Raw genomic sequence first — 16958 nt, forward strand, 5'->3', positions numbered from 1 at the left:
TAGGGATATTAAATGACAGCACGTATTAAAGTAGGTGGCTTACAAATAGCTGAAGAGTTGTGGCAATTGGTTGATAGTGAAATTTGCCCCAAGACAGGGATTGATTCAGCAGAGTTCTGGGCTAAATTGGAAGATGTCGTTACCGAATTTTCTCCACTGAATATCAAGCTGCTAGAAAAAAGAGAACGCCTACAGCATCAAATTGACCAATGGCATATCGATAACCCTGCTCAAGATGCTAATCCAGCGCAATACAAAGCCTTTCTCAGCGAAATAGGTTACCTCGTTCCTGAGGGCGATCCTTTTGACGTTAGCACTGAAAATGTTGATCATGAAATAGCCATGCAAGCTGGGCCACAACTTGTGGTGCCAGTTAAAAATGCCCGATTTGCACTTAATGCTGCTAATGCGCGTTGGGGCAGTTTATATGATGCACTTTATGGCACCGACGCGATATCAGAAGAGGGCGGTGCAGAGCTCACTAAGCAATACAACCCAGTTCGCGGCGCTAAAGTCATCGCATTTGCCAAACAGCACTTAGATAACGCAGCGCCATTAGTTACCGGTAGCCATGCAGATGTGAAACGTTACTGCGTTGAAGCTGGTGTGTTAACTATGACGTTAACCAATGGCGAAATCACCACGTTAACGCAAGCTGAAAAGTTTGTTGGTTTTCAAGGCACTACTGATGCGCCGAGTGCCATATTACTTGTAAATAATGCTCTACATATTGAGGTTCAAATCGATCCTAGCAGTGTCATTGGTAGTACTGATAAAGCAGGTGTAAAAGACTTATTAGTTGAAGCTGCAGTTACCACCATTATGGATTGTGAAGATTCTGTCGCAGCTGTTGATGCTGAAGATAAAGTGGAAGTTTACCGTAACTGGTTAGGCTTAATGCAAGGTAACTTATCGGCTTCACTGAGTAAGGGTGGCAAACAAATCGTCAGAGAATTGAATGACGATCGTGTTTACAGTGCACCGAATGCTACTGATAAATCGGTGATTTTACCCGGCCGAAGTTTACTGTTTATACGTAATGTTGGTCACTTGATGACGATTAATGCTGTATTAGATAAAGACAGCAATGAAGTGCCAGAAGGAATACTTGATGGCATGATCACTGTGCTTGCGGCGATGCATGATCTCAAAGGCAATAATAATGGTCGCAGTAATAGCCGTAAAGGTTCGGTGAATATTGTAAAACCGAAAATGCATGGCCCCGAAGAAGTGCAATTTACTTGTGAGTTATTCACTAAGATAGAAGATGTGCTCAACTTGCCCCGTAATACCATTAAAGTGGGGATTATGGATGAGGAGCGACGAACCACTCTTAACTTAAAAGAGTGCATCAGAGTTGCCAAAGAACGTGTGGTATTTATTAATACTGGTTTTCTTGACCGCACGGGAGATGAACTGCATACCTCAATGTTAGCAGGCGCCTTTGTACCAAAGTCGGTAATGAAACAGCAAAAGTGGATTGCCGCTTACGAAGATTGGAATGTCGATATTGGACTTGAATGTGGCTTACAAGGGCGCTCTCAAATCGGTAAAGGCATGTGGCCAATGCCGGATGAAATGGCAGCGATGCTTGAGCAAAAAGTGGCTCATCCTAAAGCGGGAGCCAATACTGCATGGGTACCTTCACCAAATGGCGCAGTCCTGCACTCGACTCACTACCATCAAATTAATGTGGCAGAGGTTCAGCAACAGATTAAACAACGTCAACGCGCTAGCATTGATGACTTACTGACGATTCCTTTACTTGATGAAGCGACCACTCTCACTAAGGAACAAATTACCTTTGAGTTAGAAAATAATGCCCAAGGTATTTTAGGTTATGTGGTGCGCTGGATTGACCAAGGTGTTGGCTGTTCAAAAGTACCAGATATTAATAACGTGGGCTTGATGGAAGACCGAGCCACATTGCGGATTTCGTCGCAATATTTAACCAACTGGTTAGAGCATGGTTTATGCAGTGAAGAAGAAGTATTAGCTGCGCTGAAAAAGATGGCTGTTGTCGTTGATACTCAAAACGCAGGGGATGCTGAATACATTAATATGGCGCCTAACTTTGACGGCATAGCCTTTAAAGCCGCGTGTGATTTAATTTTTAAAGGTAAAGCTCAGCCATCTGGCTATACCGAGCCTTTACTGCATGCTTATAGAATCCAAGCAAAGGTAAGTTAATATAAGCCAAGCTATTTTAAGCATCATAGTGTTAAGCCGCCCAAAACACTAAAGCCTTAATCAATACGATTAGGGCTTTTTTGTTTGTAAGCTATTAATGAACAGCGGGTTAAATTGCTAGCCATTCATCCAGAGTTTGGCTAATGTGGATGAATGATTAATAAAGGAATATTAAGATGAAAGTGCACGATATTATGACTCAAAATCCCGTTTGTATCAGCGATGAAGCAAGCTTAAAAGATGCCCATCAATTGATGCAAAGCCGTAATGTACGCCACCTTCCAGTTATTTCTGAAACCGATGGCCAACTGATTGGGATGTTGACTCATAAAAAAATGATTGCCAGTGTGTTAACTATGCTCAATAAATATGGCCAAGGGGCATTAGACAGAAAAGAGCGTTACACGCCAATTGCCGATATTATGGAAACCCAAGTGCAAAAGTTAGGTTTAGATGAGCCTCTAACGATCGTCGTGCAATACTTTATTGATAATAAGTTAGGATGCTTACCTGTAGTTGATGAGCAAAACAAAGTGCTAGGGATTGTCACTTCATCAGATTTTGTCAAACTGTGTCAGCGATTACTGTTAAAACATAACTAAAGGTAGTATTCCTTTTAATCAGTGATTTACAGTTAGTAGGCCTTATTCATAGGCAATTTTATTAGAAGTGAAACCTTTGAGCTTTTTACACTAGCTATTAAAAAAATGGTTCAACGAATAATATCGTTGAACCATTTTTGTATGTGCTTATAAACTGCAAGATTAAAAACTATTATAGATTCACAGTCATTACTTCAAACCCGAAATCAGTGGCGGGATACCCGGTAAAATCCCTACCGCCGCCATCACTCCTGTGAGTACCACAAACAAAATGCTTGGCAATATCGTGTCATTCAGTTTTTTCAGAACTCTAGCTTTATTACATATCAACTCGGTTCTTCAGGAATACCATATTGATAAGGTAGCCATGAGTTCTTAGTCTGGGTATGATATAAAAATAAACATAACAATAACATTATCAGCTATGTATCATTTTGATAGACCAATCATTATTTTATCTGCTCCTCGATCTGGAAGTACTTTGCTATTCGAAGTTCTTTCGAAAAATAATGCATTAATGACTATTGGTGGTGAGAGTCATGCACTAATTGAAAAAATTCCAAGTCTGAATATTGCATATCGTGGGTTTAGTTCTAATGCACTAAATCAACAAGATATTGATATTAATTTACGGCAGCACTTATTGCAGCGCTTTAGTGATGAAATGCTGGATAGTGAGGGGCAGAGAGCTAATTCAATGGCGGGTACTATTTTTCGCTTCCTCGAAAAGACACCAAAGAATAGTTTAAGAGTTGATTTTCTCAATGTTTTATTCCCTGACGCACTATTTATCTATCTTGTTAGAGACCCTAAAGAAAATATCAGTAGTATTATGCAAGCTTGGCAATCCAATAAGTTTGTAACTTACCCCAACCTTCCAGGATGGAATAAACGTAATTGGTCTTTATTGTTACCTGAAAAGTGGCAAACATTGAACGGTGAGACTTTAGAATCTATTGCTGCATTTCAATGGCAAGAGGCTAATAATGCCATTATTAACTCCCTTAAAAAGATAAACAGTGCACGCTGGTGTATGGTGTCTTATGAACAACTGGTTAATCAAACTGAAAAAACTATTGAACGTTTATGCCATTTTAGCGGCATCGAGTTTACCGAAGAGTTAGCCCAAATATGCAGTCAAGCCTTACCTCATTCTCGCTACACCATCTCTGCACCAAAAGCGGACAAATGGCTTGCAAACTACAGTGAGATTAAAAAAGTTTGGCCTAGTATTGAAACAACAATTTGTAAAATTAACCAATGCTTAGGAAAACATGGTCTCCCTGTATTTGATAGCGAATGGCATTATCATGAAATGGGTGAATCTGCGACTGGAATTGTCAAGGAATCGGGAGCATTGAATGATAAAAAAGATACTAATTACAAGAATGTGACTCGAAACAGTCTTTGCCCTTGTGGCTCAGGTAAACGATTCAAACAATGTCATGGTGCGTTGCGCTAAATTGCAGAGAGAATTATTATGAAGTTACCTCATGAGTTTTATCAATTACCTTACCTTTTTGATATTAATAGGTTGATTGAAGAAATTGAGCAATTTTCTGATTCAGATTGGTTTAGTCATCACGAAGGTTTTCCTGGAAACTCAGCGATACCGTTGATTTCAGTAAATGGCGAATTTAATAATGACTTTAAAGGACCCATGAAGCCGACTTCTGCACTCGATAAATGCCCTTATATTAAGCAAATATTATCCTCTTTTGGTGAAGTTCTCAGCCGTTCAAGATTGATGCGTTTAGCTCCGGGTGCACAAGTCCCCTTACATTCAGATATTAATTATCATTGGTACAAGCGGGTAAGGGTACATATCCCTATTACTACAAACACTAAAGTTAAGTTTTTTTGTCATGATAAACAAGTTCACATGGGCGCCGGTGAGTGTTGGATTTTTGATTCATGGAAGCTTCATAAGGTGGAGAATAATAGTGAGGATTTCCGTGTTCACTTAGTGGTAGATCTTGCTGGTTCAAGCAAATTTTGGCGAACTATTTTTCAGGAATCTTATTCAATATCGGATGAGAGTAAAAAGTTATTTAATGCTCAAATTGTCGAGTTCAATGATAGTGTAAATAGTCACTTTAATACTGAAAAGTTTAATGCACCTGTGATTATGCCTGTCTCTGAAGTTGAGTATTTATGTAGTGAATTATTGAAAGAGACCGAGTTAAATACAGAAAACACTCAAGAACAAGTGCTGGCATTTTCATTGTTACTGGGTGACTTTGTAGCCGATTGGCGTGTACTTTGGCTACAATATCAGAGTAATAGAGAAGGTTGGACACATTATCATGCATTACGACAACAAGTTATGCAAAAAGCTATAGAGTTAGGCAAATCGTTGCAGTTAATCTATTCTGGCTCTGTGATAAAAGCATTTGAACAATTAGTCATTGTTGCTTGTATGAATATCGATTTAAGTGAACAGCATAAACCTTCTAATGAAATAACACGTAATTCACAGAAGAAAACCCCTCCTATAAAAACAACTGAAACTGATTTAGTTAATAAGAGTAATTCAATTGCTGCACCTCAAACTCGAAATAGTCCCTGCCCTTGTGGAAGTGGTAAACGGTATAAAACTTGTCATGGCAAAATGAATTAGCCACATTTAGTGGATGTTGACTACTCCTGAATTTTAAAGCACCCCATGGGTGCTTTTTTAGTAACTAAAAAATTGTTTGGATGCTTGTTGGGCAATAGCCTTAAGCCTGGCAACTTCAGGTTTAATATAGGGTTGATATTTTTCTGCTTGCCCTATTGCATTAGGGTTCATTGGTTGTTTGACCTGACTGGCACTTGGCGTTAACACAGCGCGTTCTGATTCATAAAAAGTAAAACATTTAGCTTGAGTCGATAAACCACAGTAATCTAAAATTTGCTGAATTTGTGTATCAGGTTCAAGCACTAATTTCTCAAAGCAAATATGTTGTATTTCATCGGGGTAGAGCTTGTCCCAATGTGCCATTAAATCTAAGTAGTGCTGCCAATAACTTTCTATATGGTCAAACGAATAAGAATATTCATGCCCTAAGCTAAAGTACTGCTTAAATACGCTAAGACCGTTGTCTACAGCATTGCGGATAACATTTATGATCTTTGCATTGGGAAACAAAGTTTTTATTAAGCCAATATGTAAAAAATTATTAGGGTTCTTATCAATGAAGTAACTTGGGGATTCAATAAAGTATTTGTTTACTTCAGTTAAATATTGTTCGCGAAGTTGAATCGCATCAATATTTGATAATTGACTTAACTGAGATTGGTAACCTCCATTCATATCCATTTTTAGAGCAAAACGTTCCATAAAGGGAAGTTCATCAGTTGCGCCTACCTCTGTGTGGCTGGCTAATATTTGTTCCACCAAAGTGGTTCCCGAACGGGGCATTCCAATAATAAAAATTGGAGTTTGATTCGGAGTTGGTAGATTATTTATGTTTGGTGATGGTGTATGGCCAAGTAAAGATAATACAATTTTTGCAAATAAAGGTTGTTTAAAAGGGCGGTAGATAGCCATAATCTTATTGGCGAATAACATAGACTCGCAAGCTTTATCTAATTGGTTAAACTGCTCATAAGCTTTACAAAGTGCAAAATATACTAATGCTTGATTTTGTTTATTTAGCGAATCATTTCGAGCATGTTCCTGTAATAGAGCCAAATCACTATTGCTAAATTTATATTGTTTTAAGTCTGCTAAGCTCCAGTATCCAACACCGGCTTGGTTTGGACTTAGTTGAAGGTATTGATGATAAAAATCAGCTGCTCGATCTGTTTCTCCTTTCGCCTTGTATATATGGCCTAAGTTAAGCTGAACAGTAGGGGATGAAAATTCATTTTCGATACACCATTTAAAACATTGTTCAGCTATTGCAACGTCGCCTAATTTGACAGTGACCATTCCTAGTTTATATCTATGTTCGCCAACAAGGGGTTGTAGCTCTATGAGTTTGTTTAAGTATTTTTTAGCTAAGAAAAAATCTTGCTTTACTTCTGCAATCGATAGTAAACCTGATAAAGTGGAAATTGAATTAGGTGCAATAGATGAAGCCTCAATATAATAACTTTCTGCTTCAATATATTGCTCTAAATCTAAATGGATAAGACCTAATAAAGTGATCGCTTCAACATGATTTTTATCGCGTTTGATAACTTTACGTGCATACATTTTTGCAGGTGAATAATTTTTAGATATATACAGTGATTTTGCTTGTTCTAAATACTGTTCAATAATACTCAAACGAAAATCCTTTTTATTATAATGTGTCTGTTACTCCCATTTGTGTTGGGATAATCTACTCGATTTAAAGATTAAATTAAACTTTAAATTAACATAAGTTAAAACCTTAGATTCAAACTATTTTTGTACAAACTACTCGCAGCCTTTAATAGCCTTTTAATCTTCTAAGATTTTTAATGTATAGGTAATATGTCACATACTGGTAAACTACTTCAAACCCGAAATCAGTGGCGGGATACCCGGTAAAATCCCTACCGCCGCCATCACTCCTGTGAGTACCACAAACATAATGCTTGGCACAATCCAGCGGTTCATTCTGGTTAACTTGGAGCTACGTTCTTTACAGCCAATTAAGCCAAGGTTATCTAGCAACATAGTCAATGACCAACCAAATGCAGGATTAACTAATACCGATGAAAACACCACAATAGCGGCTGACTGTGTGGTTTTACCTTCACGGGTCATTTCCATACCTGCTTCAAGTAAAGGGATAAATACCCCAACCACTAATGCCACACACAGTACTGGCTCCCATATGGCTAAATCCATCGGGTAACCCCAAAGTGCCGCGATAACGCAAAACAATGCAGTGAGTAATGCACCAGCTGGAATAGGGCGCTTTGCAATTGCTGCTGGTACAATATATGTGCCCCAAGATGAGGTAAAGTTCGCTCCCCCCATAATAGAGCCGATAGTTTGACGAATTGATGCTGTGGTCATGGTGTCGTCAATGTTCATGTGTACTTTTTCAGTACGTTCAGGGTAATTAATCTTTTGAAAAACTTGATGACCTAAAAAGTCTGGCGACCACATGGCCACGGCTAGAATGGCAAATGGCAGTACTACCATAAAGCTTTCTAAGGTCGGTAAACCTAGCATCCAGCCAGTATCTTCACCCCACCAATACATAGGGTTCATATTGGGTAAACCTGGAGCTGTATGAAATTCAAATGGTGCTCCCAGAGCAAATGCCAGTGTACCGCCGAGTAGGCAGCTTAGCGGCACGGCTAACCAGCGCTTACGCCAATGTTCAAGTAATGCATATAATATTATGGTGCAGAAAATCACAATGAAAGCGATATGAGACATGCCAATATCATTTGCCCATGCAATGAGTTTATTCACTTGCGAGGCCGTGCCGACAAATCCGAGATATAGCAGCAGTCCTCCACAAACCCCTTTACTGGTGAGGTTTGCTAGCATACTGCCGCCTTTGCTAATAGCGAGTATCAACCCAAGTGCGCCAATAAGCAGACCAAATGCCATTGGGTGACCACCTGCAGCGACCACAATGGGGATCATCGGGATTAGTGGGCCATGCGTTCCAGCTAAGTTTGCCGTTGGGAGTAAAAAACCTGAAAAAATGACGATAAAGAAGGCGGCAATGATCAGCTCATAACGGACATTTTCTAAGATAAAGCTTTCGTTAAGACCAAGAGAAGTAGCAAAAGTGGTAGCAATAGCACCTACCATTACAACCTTACCAATCGTTGCCGCCATAGCGGCAATGGAGTCTTCTGGTTCGAATCGATAATCTTTCACTGGCAAATTAGGGCGCCAGCGTTTCGGCGCCATAATTTTCAATTCATTTTCTAAATATTCTTCTCTGCTTTCAAACTCAGAGCTGGATTTATGCAGTTGTTGGTAAGTCTGCTGTTGGCTCTCTTGTTGCTGAGGGCTCTGTTGGGACAGATCGTTTAACTCGGCACTTTTTTGTTCATGCACTGCTTCAGAATTACTGCTCATATCATTCCTGTTGTTCACTCACTAGAAGCGCGTTGTCGACTAATTTAGAGCCAGCTTATCTGAAGCAAGTTAGTAGAGCTAACATTAAAAGCGATTTGAGTCTCAGACATTAGTCGTATAACACAAAAAATTAACATAAATAAAATCAATAGTTTGTGGTTGATTATTGAACGATGTTGAAATATGGATTGCCTGGAGTTTCAAATGACTTCAAGCAAAATAAGCGTGTATAGCAATAAGGGGAATAGGATGGAAGAATCGTTAAAGAACAAGGTTTGGAGTGATTTTTTTTTGCAGCGTTGTACAGATGTAAAATGGTTCAGCGACTGATGTTGCTGAACCATTTTGCAAGCCTTTAAAAGCCGTTTATTAGACTATTGACTCAATAGCGGTTATTGATTAAATAGCGGTTATTGATTAAATAGTGGTTATTGATAGATATCAGCGTCGACCTGTTGCCCTTTAGCTGGACGTGGGACGATTTCAAATGCGCTATCAAATTTAACTGAGATGTCAGCAAGTGTTTGCAGGACTTCACTATTACCTTTTATCTCAGCCTTATTGGCTTTGATTAAATCGGCTAAAGTAGTTTGACCGAGTAATACTTGGTTGATATCAGCTTTGTTAATCTGAAGTGTGGTATCAGCTGTTTTAAACTCGTTAACTTGCACGTTATTCAAATTACCATTTGAAAGTTCAACAAAGTATTTCTCTCCAATATCCTGCACATTAATATTCAAAGTGAAATCAAGGCCATCTGCTTTTTTAGCGACAACTTTAATGGCCATAAAATCAAGCAGGTTTTCTACTGTCATCTCTGAAAGTACGTCAGGTGAAGATGTTTTTGGAGTGCCTGGTAAAGTCCCAACTCGGACTTCTTGTGCGCCAGTTAAAAATATGTTTCTCCAGCCGGCACCTTCTGCTTGGTAACCTTGCTGCTCCCAGTTATCAGCCAATAATTTACGTGCATCTGTATAGTCATCACAAGTTCGAACAATATGGTCTAACATGACACCAGCAAAGCGGTAGTTACCATCGTCAAATTGCGCTTTAGCTGTTGTATAACCAGCTTCACAACCACCATATGCTTGAGTGAAATGTCTCGCTTCTTCATTCACGGTTAAGCGGTTTAAGTTAGCAGGGTTCATGTCAAAGTAACCTAAATACATGTTGTAAACAGCGCGAGCATTGTGACTGTAGGTACCGTGGTAGCCATTGGTGTGCCAAAGCTGTCGTAATGATTCAGGTAGTTCACTATCGATGGTTGCACCGATATCTTGAATGCCCATTCCTTCGTTTGCTAAGCGCAGTGTTTGATTGTGAACAAAGCCATAGTTGTCACGCTGCTCTTTCATAAAGCTAACGATATTGGTATTGCCCCAAAGCGGCGCTGAGTGTGAACCCATTAATACTTCTATGTCGCTGCCCCAAGCATTGATCATCAAGTTGATATCTTTAGACCACTTTAGCGAGTCGCGCACTTTTGCGCCGCGTAAAGTGTAGATATTGTGCATACCTTGATAAGTCATCTCACCAGTCCAGATGGTGTTGTGCTTTGGCAGGTAGGCAACATTACCTGAAGGCGCTTCAGTGCCTGCGGTATCCATAAATACAAACGGTACACCATCAATCTTGTACTCATAAAATTTTTGGTCATCACCAGATGGGAAGGTAACATCGGGCGCTACGAGGGTAATATTATGATCAAGCCCTTGTGACCAACCATTAGACAGTGCAGCATCAACAATACCCGTTTGTGAGGCAGCGCCTAAGGTTGCGCCATATTGGAAAGCGGCGCGTCGAGACATGGCATTACCTGCAAGTACGTTTTCATCGACCACTTCTTTTACAAAGTTATGCGGCGCATAAACTTTCACATCAGGAAAACGGTTTTGCACAGCGCGTGAGCCACCAAAATGATCTGCATGAGAGTGTGAATAAATCATCGCAATGACGGGTTCGTCACCACCTTCTGGTACATTTTTCAAGAAGAAATCTAATGAGCTTTCCATTGCTTTGTCGTGCATCAACACATCATAAACAATCCAACCAGAATCTGACTTGATAAAAGTGGTTGAAGCTAAGTCGGTGCCGCGAACTTGATAAATGCCGTCGGTGACTTGGTATAAACCGTCTGCTGAAAAGTTAGCTTGGCCCTGACGCCATAAAGAAGGGTTGACCGAATCTGGTGATGAATCATGGGCTTCTAAACCTGAATGTAAGCCTTTGAAACGATCCCGTAGATGTGTACTGGTTTTTTCATCTAATGGAGTAATGAGTCCGCGATCGTTGTCTGCAAACACGCGGGTATCTTCGAAATTGAGTGTTTCAGCGAGGGCCTTGTTGGCATCAATCGTATGTTGCGATGCGGGTTTACCTTTACCTGTTGCAAGGGCTCCAGCTGTGACGTGTTCATGGGCGTGGCCTGCATGTTCATCGTGATTGTGTGCAATCGCGCCAGTAGAGATGATTGATAAAATTGAAACTGCAATAATAGATTTTTTCATAGTATTACCCTGACTCATTACCATCCTTGAATCATGTTGCGACTTCGTCCCTAGCCGCGATATGGGTATACTTTACTAAATATAATATTTTTAAAAACAGCACTAGGTGATAGCAGATATCATTTATAGTGATATCTTGATAGTGGACAATATGATACTTCTTAACCAAAGTGTGGCTTTATTGTTTTGCTTTTTTGACAATGAAATCATGTATGAGTTGAAATCTTTAGTGGCAAAAGGGAACTCAAGAAGTTGTAAATTAAAGGCTTGTTGATATTGCTGAGCAAGGGACTCTGGCACAACGCCAATAGCATCGCTGTACGAAACCGATGCAATCATACCTAGCAGCGATTTATGTTCGCTATATATGGTTCGTTGCGGCAGCACTTCATCGGTTATCCAATCAACAAACTTAAGATTTACCCGAGTGACATCATAGGTGGCATGTTGTTCTAATAAGTAGCTTTCTTTGTTAATGGTACTTGGCGAAATACGAGGGTGATCTTGCCGTGTTATACAATTTAACCTCTGCTTAAAGATAAGCTCTGAATGAAATAAACAGCTTTCTGGCTCTCCGATATCAATCACTAAATCTACTTTTTCATCACGTAAATCATCATAAATCGTTTGTTCATTTGAAGGCAGTTCCATTAACGTCACTGAAGGCGCAAAGTCCTTGAGGCTGATATCAAGGTTTTTTCTGAGCGGGTGGAACATGGCTTCGTGACAATAAATGGTAAACCTTTTAGTGGATGAATAGGGATCAAAATGTTCAATGCCTTCTAGCATACTCTCGATTTCAAGTAGCGGGTTTTGCAGGCGTTGATATAAATCATCAGAAAACTGCGTGGGTTTAATACCGCGACCAGTGCGAGTAAACAACTCTTGATTTACATTGGCTTTTAATCGATTGAGTGCATTACTGATGGCTGATTGAGTTAAATCTAAATGTTCAGCAGCCCGCGTCACCGACTGCGACTCGTAAGCAGCAGAAAAAATACGTAGCAGGTTTAGGTCAAATTTATGTGCCATTCGGTTTATCCACTTTTAAATACAGTTTCATACTGAAGTGAACTTTGAAATCATTCAAGTTTTTAAGTCTAACATTGTTGTTTAAATAGCGAATGGCCTAGCGATAGCGAGCGTTTTAGCTTTAGCAAGTGGCTTAGTTATAGCAAGTGACTTAGCTATAGCCAGTGGTAAGTAGCGGTTTTACTCTTTTTGATTAGAACGCTTGGAATTAAACGCTTGGAATTGAGCAATTGAAATTAAACATTTGAACTTAAGCATTGGCATGTAGGCCCTATGATGAGGGTGCATCATAGGGAAGGTTGTTCATTACTACTAGGGTTAACTATTACCTTGAACAAATTGATCAATTTGATTTTGGGCTAAAGCCTGATCCATGGTTCCTTTAAGCAGTTTGTACATCAAAATAGAAGCATCAATTTCAGTTTTACGGTTAGTTAAGCTTTCAATATTCAAGCCTAACGGGATATTGAGTGGAAGTACTGCCTCCAAGATTTTCAGCAGATTACTATGGTTAATCTTAATTGACTCATATAGCGGATCAGCAGCTGACAAAATTCGTTGGCTGGTGGCTTCGGGAACTGAGACGCCTAGCCAATTGATAAACTCTAGCGTTTTAGCACTACCGCATGGTGAGAATGTTAGGATCACTCGATTTGGTTTAACATTATTTTGTTCACATTCTTTAGCATAACTCGTCAGCATATCAATCGTCGCCTCAGCGTTATACACCGCTTGAGTGATGTAATATTCACAACCCTGATTAGATTTATTTATTAGACGAATATGTTCATTCTTTTTACTTAAATGGCGCTCGGCAATGGCTACGCCGCCAAGATAAAAATCTTTCGAGTGAGCTGCTAATGTGCTGTAAGCATCTTTTAAAGATAACGAGCTGGTCGCTTGAGCAGAGGGTGAACCCACTAAAACAATATCTTTGACATTGTTTTGATACCAAGCACGAGATAACCACTCAGTAAACTGCTGTTCATCAAGTCCTGCAACACTTTTATATGCGATAACGGGCTTAGCTGATTTTTGATTAATCAGTTGGGCATATGTCCCTGAGTCATGAGTGGCCTTAAACGGAAAAGGTCTTGGGGTGTCGATACGACTGGTTTCATCTTGAATGTCATAGATGATCAAACCATCAAAGCTAATTTCGTCGAGACGGGCTAATAATTTATCAGCAATAGTGCTTACCGACTCAAAGTCGGTGTCGATTTTCGGTGGCGTCGTACCAATAAAATAGATTCCGCGGTGATGATCGGACGAACGCTGCTTTAATGATTTTCTCATGTTTTAGCCGTCTAGATGGATATTAGGTTCATTGTGACCTAATTTTTGGCTGTTGTTAAGACTGAACAAGACTAATTTATGTCTAGATGAATAAAATTCTTGAAATTAACTGATCGAAGTCATTTTTAGATTGGTCTGGCTTAATTCATTCCTTCATTGGTATCTTGGGCATTAAGAAAAAATGGTTCAGCGACGTATGCCGTTGAACCATTTATTTGAAGCGTTTCTTTTTAAGCTTTATTTTAAATAGTGATAGATTTCTAAACTTATAGCTAACTCAATATTAAGTTCGATCTTAAGTATGAATTACTCTACTTCTTCAAAGTACCAGTAACCCGCATTAACCCACGTTGTGAGCTGTGTAACGAGTAGTTCATCATTTAAGAATGGGCTAAGGTCTTCAACCGTTAGCTCTTGGGTATCACATAACAAAGTAATGAAAGCTTCGTTATTGGCTGTTATATCTGCAGCAAGGGTAAATTGCTCACCATTGATATAAAGCACACCATCAGCAACACTTGCTTCAAAGTATAATGTGCGCAAACCGCCTAATTTAACTAGCGGTTGCTGCTTTAATTGCTCAGTGATATCTAAAACTTGAAAACCTAAACATTCAGCAGGTAAATCCAATTCACATTTAGATTGGGTTAAGTATCGTCCGCTAAATTCACTGACGAGTTTGTCATCTAAAGTCGCAAACAATTGTTGTTTGATACGCTCTAAATCACTGTTATTCACAATGCCTGAATTGTTGCTTAAACTGCGATCAGGATCGGCAATCTGCTCATTACATAGGTCTTTGTCGATAATGTGATCGGCTAATGCACTGACCATATCTTTAGCTGATGCGGTTCTATATCCCACTGAAAAGCTCATTGAAGGCTCAAGTGTTACGCCGTCATGAGGGTAACCTGGTGGCAGATATAAGATATCGCCAGGGAGCAATTCTACATCAATAATGGGCTCAAATGCTTCGGTATGGAGTAGTGCAGGGTGGGCTGCAAATTCTTTGTGTGGTCCAAGATCGCCAACTCGCCAGCGACGTCTGCCTGACCCTTGGCAAATGAATACGTCATATAAGTCGATATGAGGGCCGACTCCGCCGCCCGGTGTGGCGTAACTTACCATTACATCATCTAAGCGCCAGCGCGGGATGAAATCAAAACACTTGAGCAGGTTTTCAGCTTCAGGCACCCAGTTATTCAACGCTTGAACAATTAAGGTCCAGTCTGTTTCGCCTAACTCTTCATAGGATTCAAATGGGCCAAATTCTGCTTGCCATTCATTGTTTTGTTTGAAAACACGTCGAGATTCAACTACGTCTTCACAAGCAAGTCCTGCCATTTCTTCTGGTGAAAGCAGATCTTCAAAGTGTTTAAAGCCTTGACGGATCACCAGTGGTTTCTTTTGCCAATACTCTTCAAGAAACTGTTTTGGCGTCATACCATTTAAATCTAATTGCATGTTTATTACTCAGGAAAATTTGCGGCGATCCTAACAAGTATTAGCAATGAGTAATTTGCCTGAGATCATATAATGGCAGATTAGTATTTTTAAATGGCAAGCGAAGTATCGAGCTTAAAATAAAAGCTTAAACTCATCATCCATCGATATTGATACTGTTATTGAGCAGTGAAGATAAGGAGAAATAGACTTCTAAAGGCTGTAGCTAAGCTTGGTATATGTCATTAAGAGAGTAGGTTGTTAGGTAAAGACATAACCGAATGAGTCAGTGTTATATACGGTAAAAAAACATGTAAAACATCACATTAATACATTTTTTACAGACTTTTCTTTTTAAAATCACTATTCGATTTTCATCATTAAGTGTTATTGTTAATAATTATCATTACCAACAAGTTAAGAGTGACGATGTTTGAACTGACGGGACTTCATTTAAGTGCGGAGTATCAACCGCTACTAAATCCTCATACGAATGAACTTTATGGTTATGAAGCTCTATCACGTTTTTACACTCAAGATGGTACGGTCATTGCCCCAAATATTGTGTTTGAAGAGCTCCATGCACATAACGGGTTACTCTGTGATGTGGAATTAGCCGCTAAATCATTTCAAATTGAACATGCTCCTGAAGAAGGCGTATTGTTTGTCAACATAGATCCACATGCTATTGAGTTTAATGCAGATGAAATGCTGGGCGTATTAAGCCAAAAATGCAGTATTTGCGTAGAAATGATTGAGAATACTTGTATTAATGATGCAAACCTTTCGGCAAGTTTTATTAAAGAACTCGTGAATTATCATATACCTGTTGCTTTAGATGATGTTGGTGCGCCGCACGCAATGCTGTCACTTGATTTAATGAGCCAAGTAAGCTGTTTAAAGTTTGATAAATACTGGTTAGAAACAGCACAAAATCCACAATATCACCACCTAATTACTGCATTATTAAGCTATGCCAAGCAAACAAATAAACTAACAATTTTGGAAGGTATCGAAACTGAGGAGCACTTGAAGTTTGCCAAATCAATTAATGTTGATTTAGTGCAAGGTTTTTTGTTTCAACCACAATTTTTGATGGCAAGTGATCGAGTACCATTGAAGGACATGCTTTCAAAGTCTCATCGAAATAAAGCAATGAGTATACCTGTCCTTGTATAAATCCATAATGAAGAATCAGCTAGATATGTTATAAAAGCTGTTCAATCTTACAGGCCTATATCTGCATTTATGTTCACGTTTTGAATGTCATATATTCGAGTGAACACTTTGATCAGCGGATATTGTCATTATCGGATTGCTAAGATCAAGCGGCCATCATCAAGCTTTTCTCCGATTTCTGCACTATCTAGCTTTTGACCCAGTGGTGATTGAGGAGTAATTACGACTATCTTACCGTCATCGAGTTTTATGCCACCGCAGACAGGCATTAACCAACAGGTCATGCCGCCTTGTAAGGTGATGATAGCACCTAAGGCAATTTCATCTTCTTCATCGAAATCTTTAAATACCATAGCGTTTAAGCGTTTGATCATCACCTCAATATCAGCCACCCGTTGCGATTGTCCATGGGCTAAATACGCCGCTTCTAATCCGATAGTGTCATATTGGGTTTCGGCAACACTTTGCTCATTAGTGGCATCATTATGAGCATCTTCTGCTGCCGCGAGCGCTGTTTGACGTTGGGCCGTTAAGATAGCTAATAAATTTTGCTGTAGTGATTCTTTTTCAGTCATGGCGCTCTAATTGGGATATTGGTTAGTTATGCTTTTAGTGACTTTAAACATTAGTGACTTCAAACGCACGCACGTTACTGACTTCGCTTAATGGACTTGTTACTTACTGGCGTCATTATAGAGTGATAATAAG

Annotated in this window: 12 protein-coding genes; 5 read left to right on the forward strand and 7 right to left on the reverse strand. The window is 39.5% G+C overall.

Features of this window, described 5'->3' with window-relative positions; translation table 11 throughout:
* Positions 1–12 precede the first annotated feature (12 nt).
* The 4 genes from QPX86_RS04350 (at position 13) to QPX86_RS04365 (ending at position 5412) form a co-directional block, all read left to right on the forward strand.
* Positions 13–2190 (forward strand): malate synthase G, encoded by a 2178-nt coding sequence (locus QPX86_RS04350; RefSeq protein WP_285164401.1) that lies wholly within the window; start codon positions 13–15, stop codon positions 2188–2190.
* A gap of 176 nt (positions 2191–2366) precedes the next feature.
* Positions 2367–2792 (forward strand): CBS domain-containing protein, encoded by a 426-nt coding sequence (locus QPX86_RS04355; RefSeq protein WP_220753500.1) that lies wholly within the window; start codon positions 2367–2369, stop codon positions 2790–2792.
* A 424-nt stretch (positions 2793–3216) separates the two neighbouring features.
* Positions 3217–4254 carry a sulfotransferase family protein gene (locus QPX86_RS04360; protein ID WP_285164403.1) on the forward strand — a complete coding sequence of 346 codons (1038 nt, stop codon included), beginning with the start codon at positions 3217–3219 and terminating at the stop codon, positions 4252–4254.
* A gap of 18 nt (positions 4255–4272) precedes the next feature.
* Positions 4273–5412, forward strand: coding sequence for an aspartyl/asparaginyl beta-hydroxylase domain-containing protein (locus QPX86_RS04365; protein WP_285164405.1), 1140 nt, complete (start codon positions 4273–4275; stop codon positions 5410–5412).
* Between the two features lie 57 nt (positions 5413–5469).
* On the opposite strand, the gene QPX86_RS04370 is transcribed toward QPX86_RS04365, so the two are convergent.
* The 6 genes from QPX86_RS04370 to QPX86_RS04395 all read right to left on the reverse strand — a co-directional run bounded on the left by QPX86_RS04370 (position 5470) and on the right by QPX86_RS04395 (position 15092).
* A complete protein-coding gene (locus QPX86_RS04370; RefSeq protein ID WP_285164407.1) occupies positions 5470–7047 on the reverse strand; it encodes a tetratricopeptide repeat-containing sulfotransferase family protein in 1578 nt (525 codons plus the stop codon).
* A gap of 207 nt (positions 7048–7254) precedes the next feature.
* Positions 7255–8793: a DUF3360 family protein gene (locus QPX86_RS04375; protein ID WP_285164408.1), complete on the reverse strand. Its 1539-nt coding sequence runs from the start codon at positions 8791–8793 to the stop codon at positions 7255–7257.
* A 428-nt stretch (positions 8794–9221) separates the two neighbouring features.
* Positions 9222–11300: an alkyl/aryl-sulfatase gene (locus tag QPX86_RS04380; RefSeq protein WP_285164410.1), complete on the reverse strand. Its 2079-nt coding sequence runs from the start codon at positions 11298–11300 to the stop codon at positions 9222–9224.
* 123 nt (positions 11301–11423) lie between these two features.
* Positions 11424–12332: a LysR family transcriptional regulator gene (locus tag QPX86_RS04385; protein ID WP_285164412.1), complete on the reverse strand. Its 909-nt coding sequence runs from the start codon at positions 12330–12332 to the stop codon at positions 11424–11426.
* 318 nt (positions 12333–12650) lie between these two features.
* Positions 12651–13628, reverse strand: coding sequence for a methylenetetrahydrofolate reductase (locus QPX86_RS04390; protein ID WP_220753505.1), 978 nt, complete (start codon positions 13626–13628; stop codon positions 12651–12653).
* 306 nt (positions 13629–13934) lie between these two features.
* Positions 13935–15092: a cupin domain-containing protein gene (locus tag QPX86_RS04395; RefSeq protein ID WP_285164415.1), complete on the reverse strand. Its 1158-nt coding sequence runs from the start codon at positions 15090–15092 to the stop codon at positions 13935–13937.
* A 408-nt stretch (positions 15093–15500) separates the two neighbouring features.
* Between QPX86_RS04395 and QPX86_RS04400 the strand changes: the two genes are divergently transcribed.
* Positions 15501–16250, forward strand: a complete 750-nt coding sequence (locus tag QPX86_RS04400; protein WP_220753507.1) for an EAL domain-containing protein — start codon at positions 15501–15503, stop codon at positions 16248–16250.
* 128 nt (positions 16251–16378) lie between these two features.
* Here the strand turns inward: QPX86_RS04400 and QPX86_RS04405 are convergent, their stop codons facing one another.
* Positions 16379–16825 carry a transcription elongation factor gene (locus tag QPX86_RS04405; protein WP_285164419.1) on the reverse strand — a complete coding sequence of 149 codons (447 nt, stop codon included), beginning with the start codon at positions 16823–16825 and terminating at the stop codon, positions 16379–16381.
* Between the last annotated feature and the right edge of the window lie 133 nt (positions 16826–16958).

Source organism: Shewanella goraebulensis (assembly GCF_030252245.1).
Lineage (GTDB): Bacteria > Pseudomonadota > Gammaproteobacteria > Enterobacterales > Shewanellaceae > Shewanella > Shewanella goraebulensis.

Coding starts and splice junctions, on each gene's coding strand:
- QPX86_RS04375 (WP_285164408.1), bottom strand. CDS start 8,793: ATGAGCAGTAATTCTGAAGCAGTGCATGAACAAAAAAGTGCCGAGTTA.
- QPX86_RS04385 (WP_285164412.1), bottom strand. CDS start 12,332: ATGGCACATAAATTTGACCTAAACCTGCTACGTATTTTTTCTGCTGCT.
- QPX86_RS04355 (WP_220753500.1), top strand. CDS start 2,367: ATGAAAGTGCACGATATTATGACTCAAAATCCCGTTTGTATCAGCGAT.
- QPX86_RS04405 (WP_285164419.1), bottom strand. CDS start 16,825: ATGACTGAAAAAGAATCACTACAGCAAAATTTATTAGCTATCTTAACG.
- QPX86_RS04380 (WP_285164410.1), bottom strand. CDS start 11,300: ATGAAAAAATCTATTATTGCAGTTTCAATTTTATCAATCATCTCTACT.
- QPX86_RS04360 (WP_285164403.1), top strand. CDS start 3,217: ATGTATCATTTTGATAGACCAATCATTATTTTATCTGCTCCTCGATCT.
- QPX86_RS04395 (WP_285164415.1), bottom strand. CDS start 15,092: ATGCAATTAGATTTAAATGGTATGACGCCAAAACAGTTTCTTGAAGAG.
- QPX86_RS04390 (WP_220753505.1), bottom strand. CDS start 13,628: ATGAGAAAATCATTAAAGCAGCGTTCGTCCGATCATCACCGCGGAATC.
- QPX86_RS04365 (WP_285164405.1), top strand. CDS start 4,273: ATGAAGTTACCTCATGAGTTTTATCAATTACCTTACCTTTTTGATATT.
- QPX86_RS04350 (WP_285164401.1), top strand. CDS start 13: ATGACAGCACGTATTAAAGTAGGTGGCTTACAAATAGCTGAAGAGTTG.
- QPX86_RS04400 (WP_220753507.1), top strand. CDS start 15,501: ATGTTTGAACTGACGGGACTTCATTTAAGTGCGGAGTATCAACCGCTA.